General features: G+C 41.6%; 11 protein-coding genes. 7 read left to right on the top strand and 4 right to left on the bottom strand.

Annotated elements, in window-relative coordinates:
- The 6 genes from DUT71_RS05800 to DUT71_RS05775 all read left to right on the top strand — a co-directional run bounded on the left by DUT71_RS05800 (position 1) and on the right by DUT71_RS05775 (position 7743).
- Entirely contained in the window at positions 1 to 1578 is a 1578-nt protein-coding gene (locus tag DUT71_RS05800; RefSeq protein WP_113661561.1) for a SusD/RagB family nutrient-binding outer membrane lipoprotein, read from the top strand.
- A gap of 17 nt (positions 1579 to 1595) precedes the next feature.
- Positions 1596 to 3173 (top strand): DUF5689 domain-containing protein, encoded by a 1578-nt coding sequence (locus tag DUT71_RS05795; RefSeq protein ID WP_113661560.1) that lies wholly within the window; start codon positions 1596 to 1598, stop codon positions 3171 to 3173.
- Between the two features lie 75 nt (positions 3174 to 3248).
- Positions 3249 to 4664, top strand: a complete 1416-nt coding sequence (locus DUT71_RS05790) for a calcineurin-like phosphoesterase C-terminal domain-containing protein (RefSeq protein ID WP_113661559.1) — start codon at positions 3249 to 3251, stop codon at positions 4662 to 4664.
- 25 nt (positions 4665 to 4689) lie between these two features.
- Positions 4690 to 5592, top strand: coding sequence for a glycerophosphodiester phosphodiesterase family protein (locus DUT71_RS05785; protein WP_113661645.1), 903 nt, complete (start codon positions 4690 to 4692; stop codon positions 5590 to 5592).
- A gap of 88 nt (positions 5593 to 5680) precedes the next feature.
- Positions 5681 to 7048, top strand: coding sequence for a phosphoglycerate transporter protein PgtP (gene pgtP, locus DUT71_RS05780; RefSeq protein WP_113661558.1), 1368 nt, complete (start codon positions 5681 to 5683; stop codon positions 7046 to 7048).
- Between the two features lie 8 nt (positions 7049 to 7056).
- Entirely contained in the window at positions 7057 to 7743 is a 687-nt protein-coding gene (locus DUT71_RS05775; RefSeq protein WP_113661557.1) for a GDSL-type esterase/lipase family protein, read from the top strand.
- Positions 7744 to 7843: 100 nt separating this feature from the next.
- On the opposite strand, the gene DUT71_RS05770 is transcribed toward DUT71_RS05775, so the two are convergent.
- Together DUT71_RS05770 and DUT71_RS05765 are read right to left on the bottom strand one after the other, a co-directional pair.
- Complete coding sequence (locus DUT71_RS05770; protein ID WP_113661556.1) at positions 7844 to 8266, bottom strand: hypothetical protein; 423 nt, start codon at positions 8264 to 8266, stop codon at positions 7844 to 7846.
- Positions 8267 to 8347: 81 nt separating this feature from the next.
- The gene (locus DUT71_RS05765; RefSeq protein ID WP_113661555.1) at positions 8348 to 9124 is read right to left on the bottom strand and encodes an XRE family transcriptional regulator; all 777 of its coding nucleotides are present in this window, start codon (positions 9122 to 9124) and stop codon (positions 8348 to 8350) included.
- A gap of 134 nt (positions 9125 to 9258) precedes the next feature.
- On the opposite strand from DUT71_RS05765, the gene DUT71_RS05760 reads away from it, so the two are divergent.
- Positions 9259 to 9603, top strand: coding sequence for a GIY-YIG nuclease family protein (locus DUT71_RS05760; RefSeq protein ID WP_113661554.1), 345 nt, complete (start codon positions 9259 to 9261; stop codon positions 9601 to 9603).
- 58 nt (positions 9604 to 9661) lie between these two features.
- Here the strand turns inward: DUT71_RS05760 and DUT71_RS05755 are convergent, their stop codons facing one another.
- Positions 9662 to 12784 carry a basic secretory protein-like protein gene (locus DUT71_RS05755; RefSeq protein WP_113661553.1) on the bottom strand — a complete coding sequence of 1041 codons (3123 nt, stop codon included), beginning with the start codon at positions 12782 to 12784 and terminating at the stop codon, positions 9662 to 9664.
- 59 nt (positions 12785 to 12843) lie between these two features.
- Positions 12844 to 15303, bottom strand: a complete 2460-nt coding sequence (locus tag DUT71_RS05750; protein WP_113661552.1) for a penicillin-binding protein 1A — start codon at positions 15301 to 15303, stop codon at positions 12844 to 12846.
- Positions 15304 to 15348 lie beyond the last annotated feature (45 nt).

The raw sequence follows: 15348 nt of genomic DNA, 5'->3' as shown, positions 1-15348 counted from the left end.
ATGAAAAAGAACACAATCATATATACATTTTTAGCTTCATTTTGTCTTTCGATGTTTTCATGTACGAAAGACTTTAACGAGGTAAATACGGATCCTCTGGGTAAGCCTACCGTAGAGTCAAGTCAGTTATTGGCCCCAACTTTGGTGAATTTGATGTCAACCAACATGTTGCGCAACCGTAACTTAAATAATGAGTTGATGCAGGTAACTGTTGATATTAGTGATGCTGAAGGGAAGATTTTTAGATACGATATTAGAAGGAACGTAGCCGACAACACTTGGAACAACTGGTACATAAATCTGACTAATATTGCCGATATATATAAAATATCCGGTCAGCCGAACAAATTAAATAAATCATATCAGGGGATATCTTTAATCGTTCAATCGTGGATATTCTCTTTATTGACGGATACCTACGGGGACGTGCCATATTCAGAGGCAATTTCTGGTAGGGAAGGTAACTACGAGCCAGCTTTTGATAAACAAAAAGATATCTATTCGGGAATGTTCCAAAAGTTGGAAGAAGCAAATAACCTGCTTAAAGACGGTACCTCAATTGTTGCAACCAGTGATCCTGTATTCAATGGCGATGTGGCCAAGTGGCGCAGGCTGGGAAACTCTTTGTATTTAAGATTGCTGCTTCGCGTTTCGGGTAAAACCGAGGTGTCGGCTTCGGCTATTGCAAAAATCAAAGAAATGGTTGATACTAATCCGGCCAACTATCCCATTATGCAGAATAATCAGCACACGGCCAAATTGCTTTGGACGGGCTCAAATATCAGTTCTGCTCTTTATACTTCGCCGTTTATGGCAAGTGTACGTGGAAACGACTTTTATGTTCCTGCGCTAGGCGAGTTTTTCATCAATAACTTATTGGTTTGGAATGATCCGCGTATTTTGCCATCGTATGGAACAAACGGTATCAATCGTTTTAGGATTGCGCCTGGAACCAGTGGTTTTGCTGGTGTGCCTAGTGGCTATCCTTCAGGTACTAAACCTGAAAAAGAGTCCTATTTCTATTCGGCAACTTCTTCACAAAGTCAAAATGGCGTGTTAACGCTGCAAACAGATCCATATACCGGTATTATCATGAATTGCGCAGAGGTTGATTTTATCTTGGCAGAAGCGGCTGCAAAAGGATGGATTAGTGGTAGTGCCCAAACTTACTACAATAAGGGCATTGCTGATGCGATTAATTATTGGATACCTAATATCATGGCCGGGGGTGCTACCGATCCTGCTGTACTGGCCTATGTTGATGCGGCAGACATAGAATGGAATGACGCCTTGCCACTTAATAGTGCCAATGCCAGTACAATGAGTAAGATGTTGCTTATTCACCAGCAAAAATATTACGCATTGTTTTTGGTTGATTTCCAGCAATGGTTCGAGTATCGTCGTACTTCGTATCCCTTCTTGATTAAGGGGCCAGGGTTGTCCAATGGAGGTGTTATGCCAGCCAGGTTGTTTTATCCTACCATCACACAGTCTGCAAATCCCGATAATTATAAAAAAGCCATTGCAAATCAAGGCCCTGATTTAATCAATACGCAAGTTTGGTGGCAAAAACCTTAACGATTACTATTTGTACGATGATGAAAAAGACATTTAAATATATAGGATTAGTTGTAGTTACGGTAAGTGCTATGCTAAGCTGTAAACGAGATAGCGACTACGTTGCTGGATCAGTAAGCCCGTTCATATCAAATTTTGACTTGAAAAAAGCATTCAAGGAAACGGATTTGACATTAACTGCTGAACTGATGAAAGGAGCTACTTCTGTAAAAGGTGTAGTGGTATCGGATTTTTCTGCAGGTAATTCTCCAGTTGGATTGCTGGTGGTGCAAAACTCAAGGTTGGTAGGCGGGGCCAATATCGACTCTGTGCGTGGGATGGCCATCAATATTGGCAATGATGCGGCTAAATTTGCCTTAGGCGACTCTGTTCATGTGAAAGTTGAAGGGGGAGTTTTAAAGAGGGTTAACGGCATATTGCAAATTACCGGCGTAAGCTCAAGTGCCGTTAATAAAGTAGGCGCAAATAGGCCCCTCAAAATACCAGTGGTTAATGTGGCGCAATTAATGGCTGCACCTGGTAACTATGAAAACACTTTGCTTACCGTGAGTAATACGGTATTGGAGCCAGAGCCTACAACAGGAGAAACTTTTGCAGGGGATAAAACCTTTAACGATGGATTTGGGAGAGCTACCTTGCATACCGAAGCCAATGCAAGTTTTGCTGCCAACCAGCTGCCTGCCAGCGCCAATTTTACCGGAGTAGTTTATTTTAAGACAGAAAACAATGTGAAAAAGGCGCAGCTTTGGATGCGTACCGCTGACGATGCCTTTGAGCTGCCTCTGATCAAGCCTTCGCCTGTAATCATTACGGGCTATTTGCCTGATCCTCCAGGTACCGACGCTTCTGCATCAGCCCAATATGAATATATCCAGCTTATGGCTACTAAGGATATAGATTTTTCGGTTACACCTTTTTCTGTGGTAACGACCAATAATGCTGGGTCTACTAATCCATTCCCGGTAAATAGTTGGGCTACGGGTGCTGCACGTACTTATAAGATCAATTTGACTTCCGGTACAGTTACCAAAGGCCAGTTTTTCTATGTTGGAGGAACTACCAAATTGATTTGGGGCGCAGGCTCTACTAATATTTCGAGTGCCAAGTGGATCGCTTCGGTGAATTATGCCAGTAACCCAGGCGCCGATTTTGGTGCCGCTACAGCAAATTTATTGGCTAATAGTGGTAACATAGCGGGTATAGCCGTATTTGAAGGTACTACAGTTACCGCTACTACGGTTCCTTTGGATGTGATGATGTATGGCGGGTCTACGGCCAATTCTGGAAATGTTTATTCGCCAGGTCCCCCAGCAGTAGGATATAGAATTACAAATACGGATTACTATACCACGATCAATCCTTCATCCAGACAGGCACAACCTTTCTTCGCTAATGGCACCAATACGAACAGGCTCGGATTTCAGGCTACACAGGCTAATCCTACGGGAGGCAGCTTTGTAAGGCTAGGTGGAATTTATGATGCGAACTCGGGTAGATGGAGAACTGGCAGATCGTTGAATAATGTAACGATGAGTGTGGGCGCAACCATAAGTACCTTAGAAACAGGAACTGGGATAACAGTTTTAGAAAATTAGAAAAAATAATTGTGAAGACAACGGCCAGCCAGAAAAATAGGTTGGCTGTTGTTTTTCTAGCTAACGCGTAGTGTAATGAACCGTAGAATTTTCTTAGAGCGATTTGGGTTACTGGCCACCGGAATGGTCGTGAGCTTAAAATCCAGCGCTTTCAAAAAACTTAGCCATGGTGGTACCATTAGTGGCACCGTAACCGATGGAAAGCAGCCAATTGCCAATGTAGTACTATCTGATGGCTTTGCTGTAGTTAAAACCGATGCCAACGGGCGATATACCTTACAGCTCAATGAAAAATCGGAATTTTTATTTTTGAGTACCCCTTCCGGTTATGATTTTAAAACCGATGTAGGTAGTGTTAACAGGCAATATGAAAACCTGGGCGCTCGTAACGAGATCAATTTCAAGTTGAAAAAACTTAAGCAAAGCGATGATAAACACCATTTTATCATTTGGGCTGATCCGCAGGTTAAAAACAAGAAAGATGTGGCCCAAATGATGGAGACATCTGTTCCGGATGTGAAACGCTTAATCAAGGAAATAGGAAGCAACGAGCTGGTACACGGCATTGGGGTAGGTGATTTGGTTTGGGACAACCTTCCTCTTTTTGACGACTACAACAAAGCGGTAGAGCAAATGGGCATCCCGTTTTTTCAATGTATAGGCAACCATGATATGGATTACCGCCAAGGTGGAGACGATACTTCAGACAGGACTTTTAAAAAATACTACGGCCCAACTTACTATTCCTTTAACAGGGGAAGGGCCCACTACATTGTTTTGGACGATGTAAGGTATTTGGGCGAAGATCGTAAATATGATGGCTACATCACGGAAGACCAATTGGCATGGATGGAGAAAGATCTCCAGCATGTACCAAAAGACAACCTGGTAATTATCAATGTGCATATCCCCATCCACAACAGTGTAAAAAACAACCAGGCATTTTATGACCTTTTAAGGAGCTTTACCAATGTACACGTCATGTCTGGTCATACGCACTACAACCGCAACGTTATCCGCGATGGTGTATTTGAGCACAATCATGGGGCAGTTTGTGGGGCTTGGTGGACAGGACCTGTTTGCAGCGACGGGACTCCTCGTGGTTACGGTGTTTACCAAGTAACGGGAAAGAAATTGAAGTGGTATTACAAGGGGACTGGACTTGATAGGAAACACCAGGTAAGTATTGATATTGAACCCTTAACGGGCAACAATCGTATCATTGCCAATGTATGGAACTATGATCCTGAATGGAAAGTAGAGTGCTTTTTAGATGGGGTATCAACGCCAATGGAGATGATGAAAGGCTTTGATCCAGAATCGGTAAGATTATATCTGGGTGATAAATTACCCGCCAGTAGGCCCTTTGCCGAGCCTACCAGGACCGAGCACCTTTTCATGACACATTGCAGTTCAGCAGTAAAAACCGTAAAAATAGTCGCAACAGACCGTTTTGGCGAACAGTTTGCCGCAGAAAAAAAGTTATCTTAAACCTCAAAATAAAAGACCTGTTCAAATGAATAAAATAGTTTTCCCCCTGGGGGTTTTATTTGCGGCCTTTAGCGCCTGCTCTGCACAAAAAGCACCAAACGCTAAGAAAACCGACTTTCCGAAATTTAGTGCCGAAGCTCATCGCGGAGGTAGGGGCTTAGTGCCTGAAAACACTATTTTGGCGATGAAAGATGCCATGAATTATCCGGCCGTAACCACTTTGGAAATGGATACCCATATTACCAAAGACGGAAAAGTAGTGGTTACGCACGATGATTATTTAAGCCCTGGGTTTATGCTTACCGCCGATGGAAAGGAAATTCCGGTGTCGGATGCTAAGAAGTACAATGTTTTCCAGATGGATTACCAGCAGTTGAAGGCTTTCGATATTGGTACCAAATTTCATAAGGATTTCCCTCAGCAAAGAAAAGTAAAGACCTACATTCCTCTTTTGGCAGATTTGATCGATAGCGTACAGCATGAAATCAAAACCAAAAACAAAAAGCAGTACTTCTATAATATCGAAACAAAATGTAGCGCCAAAGGCGATGGCGTAACCAATCCGGAGCCAGCTGTTTTCGTGAAACTGTTGATGGATGTCGTTAAAGCGAAAAAAATAGAGCAGTATGTAGTGATCCAATCTTTTGATAAGCGAACCATTCAGATCCTCAACAAAGAATATCCGCATATTAAAACTTCTTTTTTGGTTTCTAACAAGAAAACCTATGCTGAAAACATAGCCGATTTAGGCTTCAAGCCTTTTATTATCAGTCCAAACTCGAAAATGGTTGATGCTGCGTTTGTGAAAAGTGCCCATGCAGACGGCGTGAAGGTAATTCCCTGGACCGTTAATTCTGCCGAAGAAATGTCCCAGCTAAAACAGTTGGGCATAGATGGCGTAATCACCGATTATACCAACTTGCTATAATCGGTCAACTTGGTGCTTTTTAGTGCGCTAACGCTCTCTACGCTCTCTAACGTTCTCTACTAACCAGAATAACAACTAACCAACAAACATGGGATTCAGAATATTTCCAAAACCAGCGGCTCATCAGCCATTATTGCCAAACGATAAAGTAAAGTTGATATACAGCAAAGAAAGGATCAAGGTTTTTATAGGTATTTTCGTAGGATATGCGGCTTATTATTTCGTTCGGAAGAACTTTTCTTTTGCCATTCCGGATCTTCAATTGGAAGAGAATGGTGGGTTCAGTAAAAAGGAGCTGGGATTTGCTTTCTCCGCACTTTCCATAGCTTATGGTTTTAGCAAGTTTTTAATGGGCAACATCTCCGATAGAAGCGATGCCCGTTATTTTCTGTCTATTGGTTTGGTCCTATCCGCATTTACCATGATTTTTATGGGCTTGGTGCCCTTTGCTACCTCATCCATAGCGCTCATGTTTGGTTTGCTATTTATTAACGGATGGGTGCAGGGCATGGGCTGGCCGCCATGTGGCAGGGTTGTGGCGCATTGGTATTCGGTAAGGGAAAGAGGTACGGCCATGTCTATCTGGAATTTGGCGCATAACGTGGGCGGCTTTTTGGTGGGCCCCTTAACGGTTTTGGCTTTCGAGCTATTTGCCGATTGGCATGCAAAGCTTTACTTTCCAGGATTGGTGGCTATTCTGTTTGCTTTCGTAGCTTTTTTGTTCGTTAGAGATACGCCCCAATCTGTAGGCTTGCCTGCCATTGAAGAATACAATAACGATTATCCAAAAAGCTACGATGCAAAAACACAGGAACAGGAATTTTCGGCAAAGGAAATCTTTTTCAAGTATGTGTTTAACAACAGGTTGCTTTGGTTTATCGCCATAGCCAATGCTTTTGTTTATTTGGTAAGGAACGGGATCATTAACTGGGCGCCAACTTTTTTACAGGAAGCGAAAAATTATACACAAGCTGAGGCCGCTTGGGCATCTGGCGGTTATGAACTGGCCGCTATTCCGGGTACGTTACTTTGTGGTATCATGAGCGATAAACTGTTTAAAGGAAGAAGAGCCCCGGTAACGATCATTTATATGTTGTTTACTTTGCTGGCAGTAATTGTTTACTGGAAAACCTCAAATCATCATTTGCTGCAAAATCTTTCTCTTTGGGCAATCGGATTCTTTATATATGGGCCTGTAATGCTTATTGGGGTGCAAGCGATAGACTTGGTTCCCAAAAAAGCGGCCGGTACGGCAGCGGGCTTAACGGGCCTGTTCGGTTATTTTATTGGTGATTTGTTGGCAAATGCAGCCTTGGGCGGTTTGGTGGATAGCTATGGATGGGATGCCTGTTTCATTACCATTGCTGTTTCTAGCGTTTTGGCCATCTTCTTTACCGCATTCACCTGGAATAGAGAGAAGAAAAATTTAGCTAATCTTACACCATTGTCTCACTAATCAAAAATATGATCATTAAAAATAGATTTACCCTTGTGGCAGTAAGCATCTTGTTGCTAATTGGTCGTGCAGGCGCACAATCCCCGAGTTATGATACTACTTACCGTCCGGCAAAATACAGGGAACTGGTCCAGAAATTTAACGCTGAGCCCCAGGCAAAAAAGGAATATATCTTTTTGGGAAATAGTATTACCGCCGGAACGGATTGGAGTAAATTGCTGGATTTGCCAAAGGCGAAAAACAGGGGGATCTCTGGGGACATTACGTTTGGGGTGATGGAGCGCCTGCAAGAAGTGATCGATAGAAAACCATCAAAGGTATTTATCTTAATTGGAATCAATGATATTTCAAGGAATATCCCTGATAGTCTTATTTTGAGGAATTACAAGAAGATGATCCAGCGAATTAGGAAAGGTTCAAAGAAAACGCAGATTTATTTTTATACCATGTTGCCGGTGAATGCTTCCTTTCAAAAATTTAAGAACCATTACGGTAAAGATGAGCATATCCTGTACTTAAATGATGAGATTAGAAAATTGGCCGCTAAAAACGTCACCATTATTGATCTGTATCCTCATTTTTTGGACCAACAGAATAGGTTAAGGGCCGAGCTTACCAAAGACGGCTTACATTTGATCCCGGCAGGATATCAGCTATGGGCCGAGATTTTGAGCAAAGGCGGATATTTAAAGTAGTTTATAAAAAAAAGCACATCCTATGCAATGATGTACAGGATGTGCTTTTCGAACGCCGTTGGCTTGGGCTTGTCAAGGCCAACATGCTAAAAAGTTTCGTTTATTCTTTGCCTTCTTCTGCTTTCGGGGCTTTTTGAGGCCTACCTTTTCTTTCTTTGAAGCGTTCTTTCATTTTGCCTTTCATTTCTTCCCTGGAGGCAGCTAATTTAGTTTTTTGCTCAGGGGTAAGTACCGCATCAATTTTATCTTGATGGGCTTTCATCTCTGCTTTTCTTGCCGCAAACTTGGTTTTCATTGCCGCTTCATCTTTTTCACGCAAAGCATCATGCTGTTTAATTCTATCCAGTTCTATTTGCTTGATTTTAGATTTTTGTTCGTCGTTCAAGCTTAGTTTCTGTTGCATTGTGGCAGCGGCCCGTTCAGCCCTTTCTTCGGCGGTAGCTTTATTTTTCGCAGGTCTTTGTGCGTAACTTGTTGCAAAACCTAGTGCAACAAAAGCTACGGTGTACAATAATCTTTTCATCTCAATTTTAATTAAGTTTCATTTTATTGTTGAGATGTGCCAATGGGGCAATTGGTTTAAATGTGCTGCTGTTAAAAAATGTTAATTCTTGTTGAGCTGGGAAATGGATTTTTGCATTTGGGCCATCATGGTTGACAAGGTTTCGATGGTTGGCTCCGGGGTTGGCTCAGGCAGGGCGGTAGAGAAATAGGCTTTTGCTTTCCATATTTCTAAGATATCCTCGGCGGGAATTGCATACGGGTCATAAACCTTATTGTCTGAGATTAATTTTAGTTCCCTATCTTCCTTAAATTTATTTCCGGCTCGTTTGTAAACCACGCCTTCATTTTTGCTGATGATTACATAGGTGTCGCCAATTTTTACATCGCCCCAATTTTCTAGGTATTCACCAATAATGATACTGCCAGACTGTATGGGGAGCATGGAATCGCCTTTGATTTCAAAAGCCCTGTAGGTGCCTTGTTTTAAAGCGGGGATGGGAAGCTGGAATTTTGGCAGCTCTTGGATGTACTGTGGATCTGAAAAACCATTGAGGTAGCCTGCGCTTGCTTTAACCGGAACCAGTTCGATGTTTTCGTGATCATCTTTATCTACCGAGATACTCAATATCCTGAGGTTGGATCCCTGGCTTTTGGGCTTAGGTTTCCAGTTGTCGTTTATCTTTTCATTAATGAACTCATCAATTGTTAGTTCAAAGTATTCTGCTATTTTTTTTAGTAAATCATATTTTGGTTCGGCCCGGTCTTCTTCATAGGCACCTATCAAAGATCGCTTAATTTCCATGTTATCAGCAAATTGTTGCTGTGTTAAGCCCTTTTTCTTTCTAAGATATTTAAGGTTGGCTGAAATGTTAGACATATAAAAATAATTTAAAATAAATTTGTTTTTACTAAAATTGTTAGTATTATTGTGCCAATAAAATTAGTAATTATAATTTGTACCGCCAAATATTATCTAATATAATTAGTTTTTAACCATTAGTTGTAGCAAAAATGAAAAAGATCGTTTATATCGTTACCGACAGAAACAGAACCACATTACACGTAGGCATGAGTGCTGATTTGATGAAAACGCTCGATTTTTATAAGAAAATGCCAAACCTCTTTTTTGATAGTGCGCAGCAACTTACCCGTTTGGTATATTTTGAGGAGTTTAGAACCGAAGCGCAAGCCCTGGGAAGGTTTAAGATGGTAAGCAGGTTTACCAGAGCCCAAAAGGAAAGATTGGTGCGCTCATGCAATCCGGATTGGATAGACTTGACCGCTGGTTTAGACTTTGAAAGCATGTACATGCACCAGAAGATTAACAACCAGTCGCTATTGCCTTTTGCCATATAAACAAAAAGAGCACTAAACCTGTTAGCGCTCCTTTGTAGTATTTGCTATATTTTTTAGGCTACCAGCCAGGGGCAAAGGTTAAGCCAAATACACCACCGTTAACATCTTTGCGAGTAAAAGGAAAAGCGTAATAAGGCTCTAATATCATTGCTCCAAATAGGTTTACTCTTAAGGATATACCTGCGCTTAGTGCGGGTACACGTTCGTAAGGTTGCCCATCGGGCAGCAAAACATTACTTGGCTGGCTTTTAAAAACTACTTTCGAATCTTCTGTCCAGGCTACACCGGCATCAAAGAAAATGTTGAGATCGGTAAAAAGTAAATTGGACGGTATTTGGGCCAATTTTTTTGGACCCGTAAAAGGTAACCTGAGCTCTAAATTGAAAACAGCCAGTTTACTTCCCGAAAGCTGATTGATGTCGAAATTACCGTTGTTAAAATTTTGGTTGTTATAGAATGAGTTGGGCTCATAACCTCTGATCAGATAATTGTAACCAGCGTAAAGCGGATAAAGATTTTCGCCGTCTCTGCCAAGGCGCATGTAGGTGTAGCCACGTACCGCAAGGGTAACGGGTTTAATCCTGAAATACTTTCTCAAATCGGCGGTTACTGCCGTAAAGTTGTAATCTCCGAAGTATTTTTCTGCCCCAATTCTATATCTGAAACCATCCAGTGGAGCAGCAACCCCGAAAATGGAGTTGTCGCCTACAAAATAGGCATTGGTTTGAAATATATTGAATGATTTTAACGGAGTACCCAAGTAGCTTTTGATTTCATCGTTATCTAGTTTTTCTCTATCGGCGCCCAGGTAGCCCCAAATTTGAAGACTATCGGGGCTTAGTTGATAGTAATCGTTAAAGCGATCAACACGGTAACTGTATCGGGAAACCGCACCTCCTAATTCAAATCGGTGTACTTTGTTAAACGGATAGGCCGCAAAAAGTTGTAACTGATCTTCAAAAGTCCTTAAAATATTTGTTCGTTCAATCAATATCGGGTTCTCCTTTGGGTCTTCTCTCGTGATATCCCTGGTAAGAAATCCGGTGATATAGGGGATGTGCGAAACCGAACCACCCCAATTAATACGGCTAGCTTGGTTGATATAAGCTGCCATACCGCCGAAATCCTGAATTTCGCCGTTGATGGCTAAATTGGCCACAATCTGATTTTGCCCTACAATATCACTGAACATCCCTGTTACACCGCCTTGCATACCGGTGCCAAACCTGCTGGTACTTACGCCAATACCACCGCTATTTGCAAGGTAATCTAACTTAAATTTTGGTCGATATTTGATGTTTCTGAGCGAATCAAGGTGTGTACGCTCAAACCTGTTAAAATTGCCAAGGTTAGAATTTACGATGTTTACGCCTACATTTTCCATTGGTGGTAAAATAGCGGCATCAAAATTAACATCGTTGGCATTTACATCCTTGGCCCTAAAATTACTATAAGGCGAGTTGTAAAGCGTATAACGTTGATAACGATAGTAGCTATAGATGATGTCGTCGTTTCTGGAAACGGTAATGGCTGGTGAAAACTCTGTGATGCCGCTAATTCCGGTAAAATAATCCGTAAGCTGTTTTAAATTGCTATTTTCTAAATTGTACTCATATAGATTTCTAAAACCATCTCTGTTGGATAAGAAAAAGATTCGTTTGCTATCGCCAGAGAATTGGGCGTTGAGGTTGTTTGCACCCACAAAAACAGGCACATTGCTTAGTGTCTTGCTTGAAATGTCGTAAATAGTGAGGTTAATGGGGTTTACAGCATTTTGGTTTTTGGCTTGTAAAGCAGCACGATCTGAGGAGAAAACCAACTTTTTGCCATCAGGCGAGTAACTTGGGGCATAATCTGAGTATTCATCGTCTGTGATTTGGGTTACTTGTTTAGTGTCCAAATTGTAAGAGAAGATGTCGCTTTGACCTTCCACCATCCCAGAAAAAGCAATGTCTTTACCATTTGGCGACCAGGTTAAGTTACCAAATTGTTCTACTTCGCCCATTTTCTCTCGCATCAAAGTTTTACCGGTTTCAATATCTATAATCATTAACTGGTTTCGGCCCTTGCTAAAAATGCTGAAAGCGAATTTCTTGCTATCAGGTGACCAAGCTCCGGCAGATTCTAGAAAGTTGAAATCGTCAATGTGGGAATTGGATATCTGACTGCTCAGTTTTCTGATGATTTTCCCGGTTTTGGCGTCGGCAAGGAATAAATCAATTCCAAATAGATCCTTTTCAGAAAGGAAAGCTAAATATTTTCCGTCTGGACTAATGGCAGGGGCAACGTTCATGTTCCCCGCATTTTTGTTGTCGATAATCTTGGCTCCCGAAATCCTGATTTGGGAACTGTCTGCCCTTAACATCGGGCGGTAATGCTGCTCGATGGCGTTTTTCCATAAACCGGATAAGGTTCTGTCGTCGTAACCGAAAGTGTATCTAATGCCGTTTTCATAACCAAATCGGGCGGTGGCTTTAAATAGGGGAACAATGGTGGTATCGCCATATAGGGAACCTACAAAAGTCCAAAATGCTTGTCCGTAACGGTAGGGAAAGTACTTGTTGGAATTGGTAAGGTCTTTTAAAGAGGGAATATCTCTATTTAAAAGTGCGTCGCGCATCCACATGGAGGTGAAGGCATCTTTTTTACCTACGGATAAATATTCGGCCATCCCTTCAATCATCCAAAGAGGTGTTTGGCTGATGCTTTCCAATGGAATAGAGTCTTTTTCTAATAAAATATGATATTGGAAGGCATGTACAAGCTCGTGGCCCAAAACGTGCCTGGTTTGGCTGCCAAGCTCCATAACCGGCATAATCACCCTGTTTTTAAAGGCTTCGGTAACCCCGCCTGTTCCTACGCCAATTTCGCCCTGTAAGGCCGTGGTTTGTTGGAAATCAGGGTGGTTGTTATAAAGAATGATGGGGTTTTTCTTGAAAAAAGTGTCCCTGAAGATCTCCTGGTGCATTTTGTACCAAGTTTCAGCATCCTGCGCAAATTTCTTTACAATCTTCTCATTTTTTAGATAGTAATAGATTTCAAAGTGTGGGGTTTCCATCACCTTGAACTTTTCATTTTTATAACGGACTTTGTTTTGTCCGAAATATTGCGCATTTACGGTAGTGATACAGGTCAGTATTATTACCGCTATTAAGATAGATTGTTTTAGAAAATTGTTCATAAATGAATAATTTAAGGCTATTGCATTTTCTTCTTGAGCGTACTTAAATTTAAGAAGGCTTATTGGTTATTGGTGTTCTTTTTTTCTTTTTCCTTCTCTTTTTGTTCCCTGCGCTGCTTTCTTCTTAGTTCTCTTTCTTCTTTTTTAGTTAGGGGAACAGTAGCTACAGGTTCTTGCTTAGGCTGGTTTTCAGTATTTTTTTTCTCTTCAACCTTAGGTTGTTGCTGTTCAATTTTAATAGGTTCAGGTTGGTCTATAATTGGCATATCAATTACAGTGGAGTCTACCGATACCGAGTCGGTTTGCACGGTATCTATCTGAATCCGAGGGCTAGGGCAATTATAGGTACGGGTAATTTCTACCTTAGCTTTTGGGAAAGGGCCATAGGTGTATCCGCTGTTAGGGTCCTGATAAACTTTTTCCATAAATTTGGCAAAAATAGGTAGGGCAGTTCTTGATCCTTCGCCTTGTTCGCCATTTTTAAAATGGGCGGTCCTTTCATCGCAGCCCACCCAAACCCCGGTAACCAAATCCTTGGTGATGCCCATATACCAAGCATCTACATAGTCGGACGATGTACCTGTTTTACCGCCAATTTGATTGTTTTTCTTAAATAGATCCCATTCCCATAATGCTTGCGAAGTGCCCCGAGGCTCCTCGATACCACCTCTAAACATGTAAAGCATTAGCCAGGCAATTTCCTCGCTCAGCGCACGTTTGGCTTTGGCAACAAACTCTTCGATCACATTATCGTTTTGATCGGTAATTTTCTCTACTAAGATAGGATCTACCTTATTTCCTTCGTTTAGGAATGTACCATAGGCTTTTACCATTTCATAAACGGTTACATCATTAGAACCAAGACTTACCGAAGGAACAGATTCCAAATGGCTGTCGATACCACATTCGTGTGCCCATTTTACCACGTTGTCCCAACCAACTTTTTCGGTTACCTGTGCCGTAATGGTATTTACTGATCGGCCCATGGCCCAACGTAACGACATTTCTTGGTAGCTGTAGCTCCAATCTGCATTTTTAGGTTCCCAATATTTAGTTTCACCTTTATCCTGATAGGCAATGCGTACGGGCTTGTCGGTAAATTTATCACAAGGGCTCATGCCGCTTTCCAATGCCGCTAAATAAGCAAACGGCTTAAAAGTAGAACCTGCCTGACGTTTGGCCTGGTTCACATGGTCGTATTTGAAAAACTTGTGATCAATACCACCTACCCAAACTTTGATTTTTCCGCTTCTAGGTTCCAGGGTCATCATTCCTGTATTCAGGATTTTGCCGTAGTATCTAATCGAATCCATGGTCGAAAACAAAGTGTCTCGGTCGCCTTTGTAAGAAAAGATTTTCATCTTTTTCTTTTTGTTGAAATAGGCTTCTACCGAGTCAGGCTGGTTGGGGAATTTTTTTTGCAGTAATGCGTAAATGGGCAGTGACTTCTTCGCTCTATCCGGGTAGTCTACTTTTTTGCGCTCACTGTCTTCCCAAGGGTCTTCATTTCCCCAAACACTGTAAAATCTGCGTTGTAGGATACGCATTTGGTCTTTAACAGCTTCTTCGGCGTAACGCTGTAGTTTCGAATCGATAGTGGTGTAAATTTTCAATCCATCTTCATACAGGTTGTAATTGTTTTCATCGCACCATTTCTCCAGATACTTGTCTACAGCAGTCCTTAAATACGAATCGTTTTCGCTACCCTCATCATCATTTCCAGCTTCAATGCCTATTGGTTGGGCTTTGTATTGCTCGAGCTCGGTTTTAGGAAGGTAGTTGTACTTGCTCATTTGCGACAGTACCACATTTCTTCTTTCTAAGGATCTTTCCGGGTTTTTAATGGGGTTGTATGAAGTGGTAGCTTTTAGCATGCCCACCAACAAAGCCGCTTGAGGTACGCTTAGCTGACTAGCTTCTTTGTTGAAATAGATGCGTGATGCGGTTTTAATGCCGTAAGTATTGTTGCCAAATGAAACCGTGTTAAGGTACATGGTCAATATTTCATCTTTGCTGTAGTTGGATTCAAGTTTAATGGCGGTCATCCATTCCTTCAATTTCGGGATAATGGTTCTAACCAAGGGGATGCGTTTAGCCAATCCCGATGATTTGTTGTAGCGTGTTCGATAAAGGTTTTTGGCCAATTGCTGGGTAATGGTACTGGCGCCACCTTCTTTGCCCATACCTACTACGGCACGGCCCAATGCTTGGATATCGATACCGCTATGCTTATAAAAACGTACATCCTCGGTAGCTACCAGTGCATTTACTACGTTTTTGGAAATTTCTTTGAAAGCTACCGGTGTACGGTTTTCCTTAAAATATCGCCCAATCAGCTTTCCGTCAGAAGTGTATAGCTCCGAACCTACACGTTGTGAAGGCTTTTTAATGTCGGCGTATGATGGAGAGTAGCCAAACAACCATAAAAAATTGATTTGAAGCGCGCAAAAGAAAAGGATGATAAAATATATAAAGATGATAAAATACCTGAGGTATTTATTTTTGATTTCTTTAAACATGCTATAAAGATGATAAAAAACGTAAAAAAGTACTTGTTAAATAGT

Source organism: Pedobacter nanyangensis (assembly GCF_003313505.1).
Lineage (GTDB): Bacteria > Bacteroidota > Bacteroidia > Sphingobacteriales > Sphingobacteriaceae > Pedobacter > Pedobacter nanyangensis.
The sequence above is the reverse complement of the archived record's forward strand: the minus strand, read 5'-3'. Positions and strand labels throughout refer to the sequence as shown.

Bases quoted from the DNA above. Each gene is read 5' to 3' on its own strand.
- DUT71_RS05800 (WP_113661561.1), top strand. From the start codon at position 1: ATGAAAAAGAACACAATCATATATACATTTTTAGCTTCATTTTGTCTT.
- DUT71_RS05795 (WP_113661560.1), top strand. From the start codon at position 1,596: ATGATGAAAAAGACATTTAAATATATAGGATTAGTTGTAGTTACGGTA.
- DUT71_RS05790 (WP_113661559.1), top strand. From the start codon at position 3,249: ATGAACCGTAGAATTTTCTTAGAGCGATTTGGGTTACTGGCCACCGGA.
- DUT71_RS05785 (WP_113661645.1), top strand. From the start codon at position 4,690: ATGAATAAAATAGTTTTCCCCCTGGGGGTTTTATTTGCGGCCTTTAGC.
- pgtP (WP_113661558.1), top strand. From the start codon at position 5,681: ATGGGATTCAGAATATTTCCAAAACCAGCGGCTCATCAGCCATTATTG.
- DUT71_RS05775 (WP_113661557.1), top strand. From the start codon at position 7,057: ATGATCATTAAAAATAGATTTACCCTTGTGGCAGTAAGCATCTTGTTG.
- DUT71_RS05770 (WP_113661556.1), bottom strand. From the start codon at position 8,266: ATGAAAAGATTATTGTACACCGTAGCTTTTGTTGCACTAGGTTTTGCA.
- DUT71_RS05765 (WP_113661555.1), bottom strand. From the start codon at position 9,124: ATGTCTAACATTTCAGCCAACCTTAAATATCTTAGAAAGAAAAAGGGC.
- DUT71_RS05760 (WP_113661554.1), top strand. From the start codon at position 9,259: ATGAAAAAGATCGTTTATATCGTTACCGACAGAAACAGAACCACATTA.
- DUT71_RS05755 (WP_113661553.1), bottom strand. From the start codon at position 12,784: ATGAACAATTTTCTAAAACAATCTATCTTAATAGCGGTAATAATACTG.
- DUT71_RS05750 (WP_113661552.1), bottom strand. From the start codon at position 15,303: ATGTTTAAAGAAATCAAAAATAAATACCTCAGGTATTTTATCATCTTT.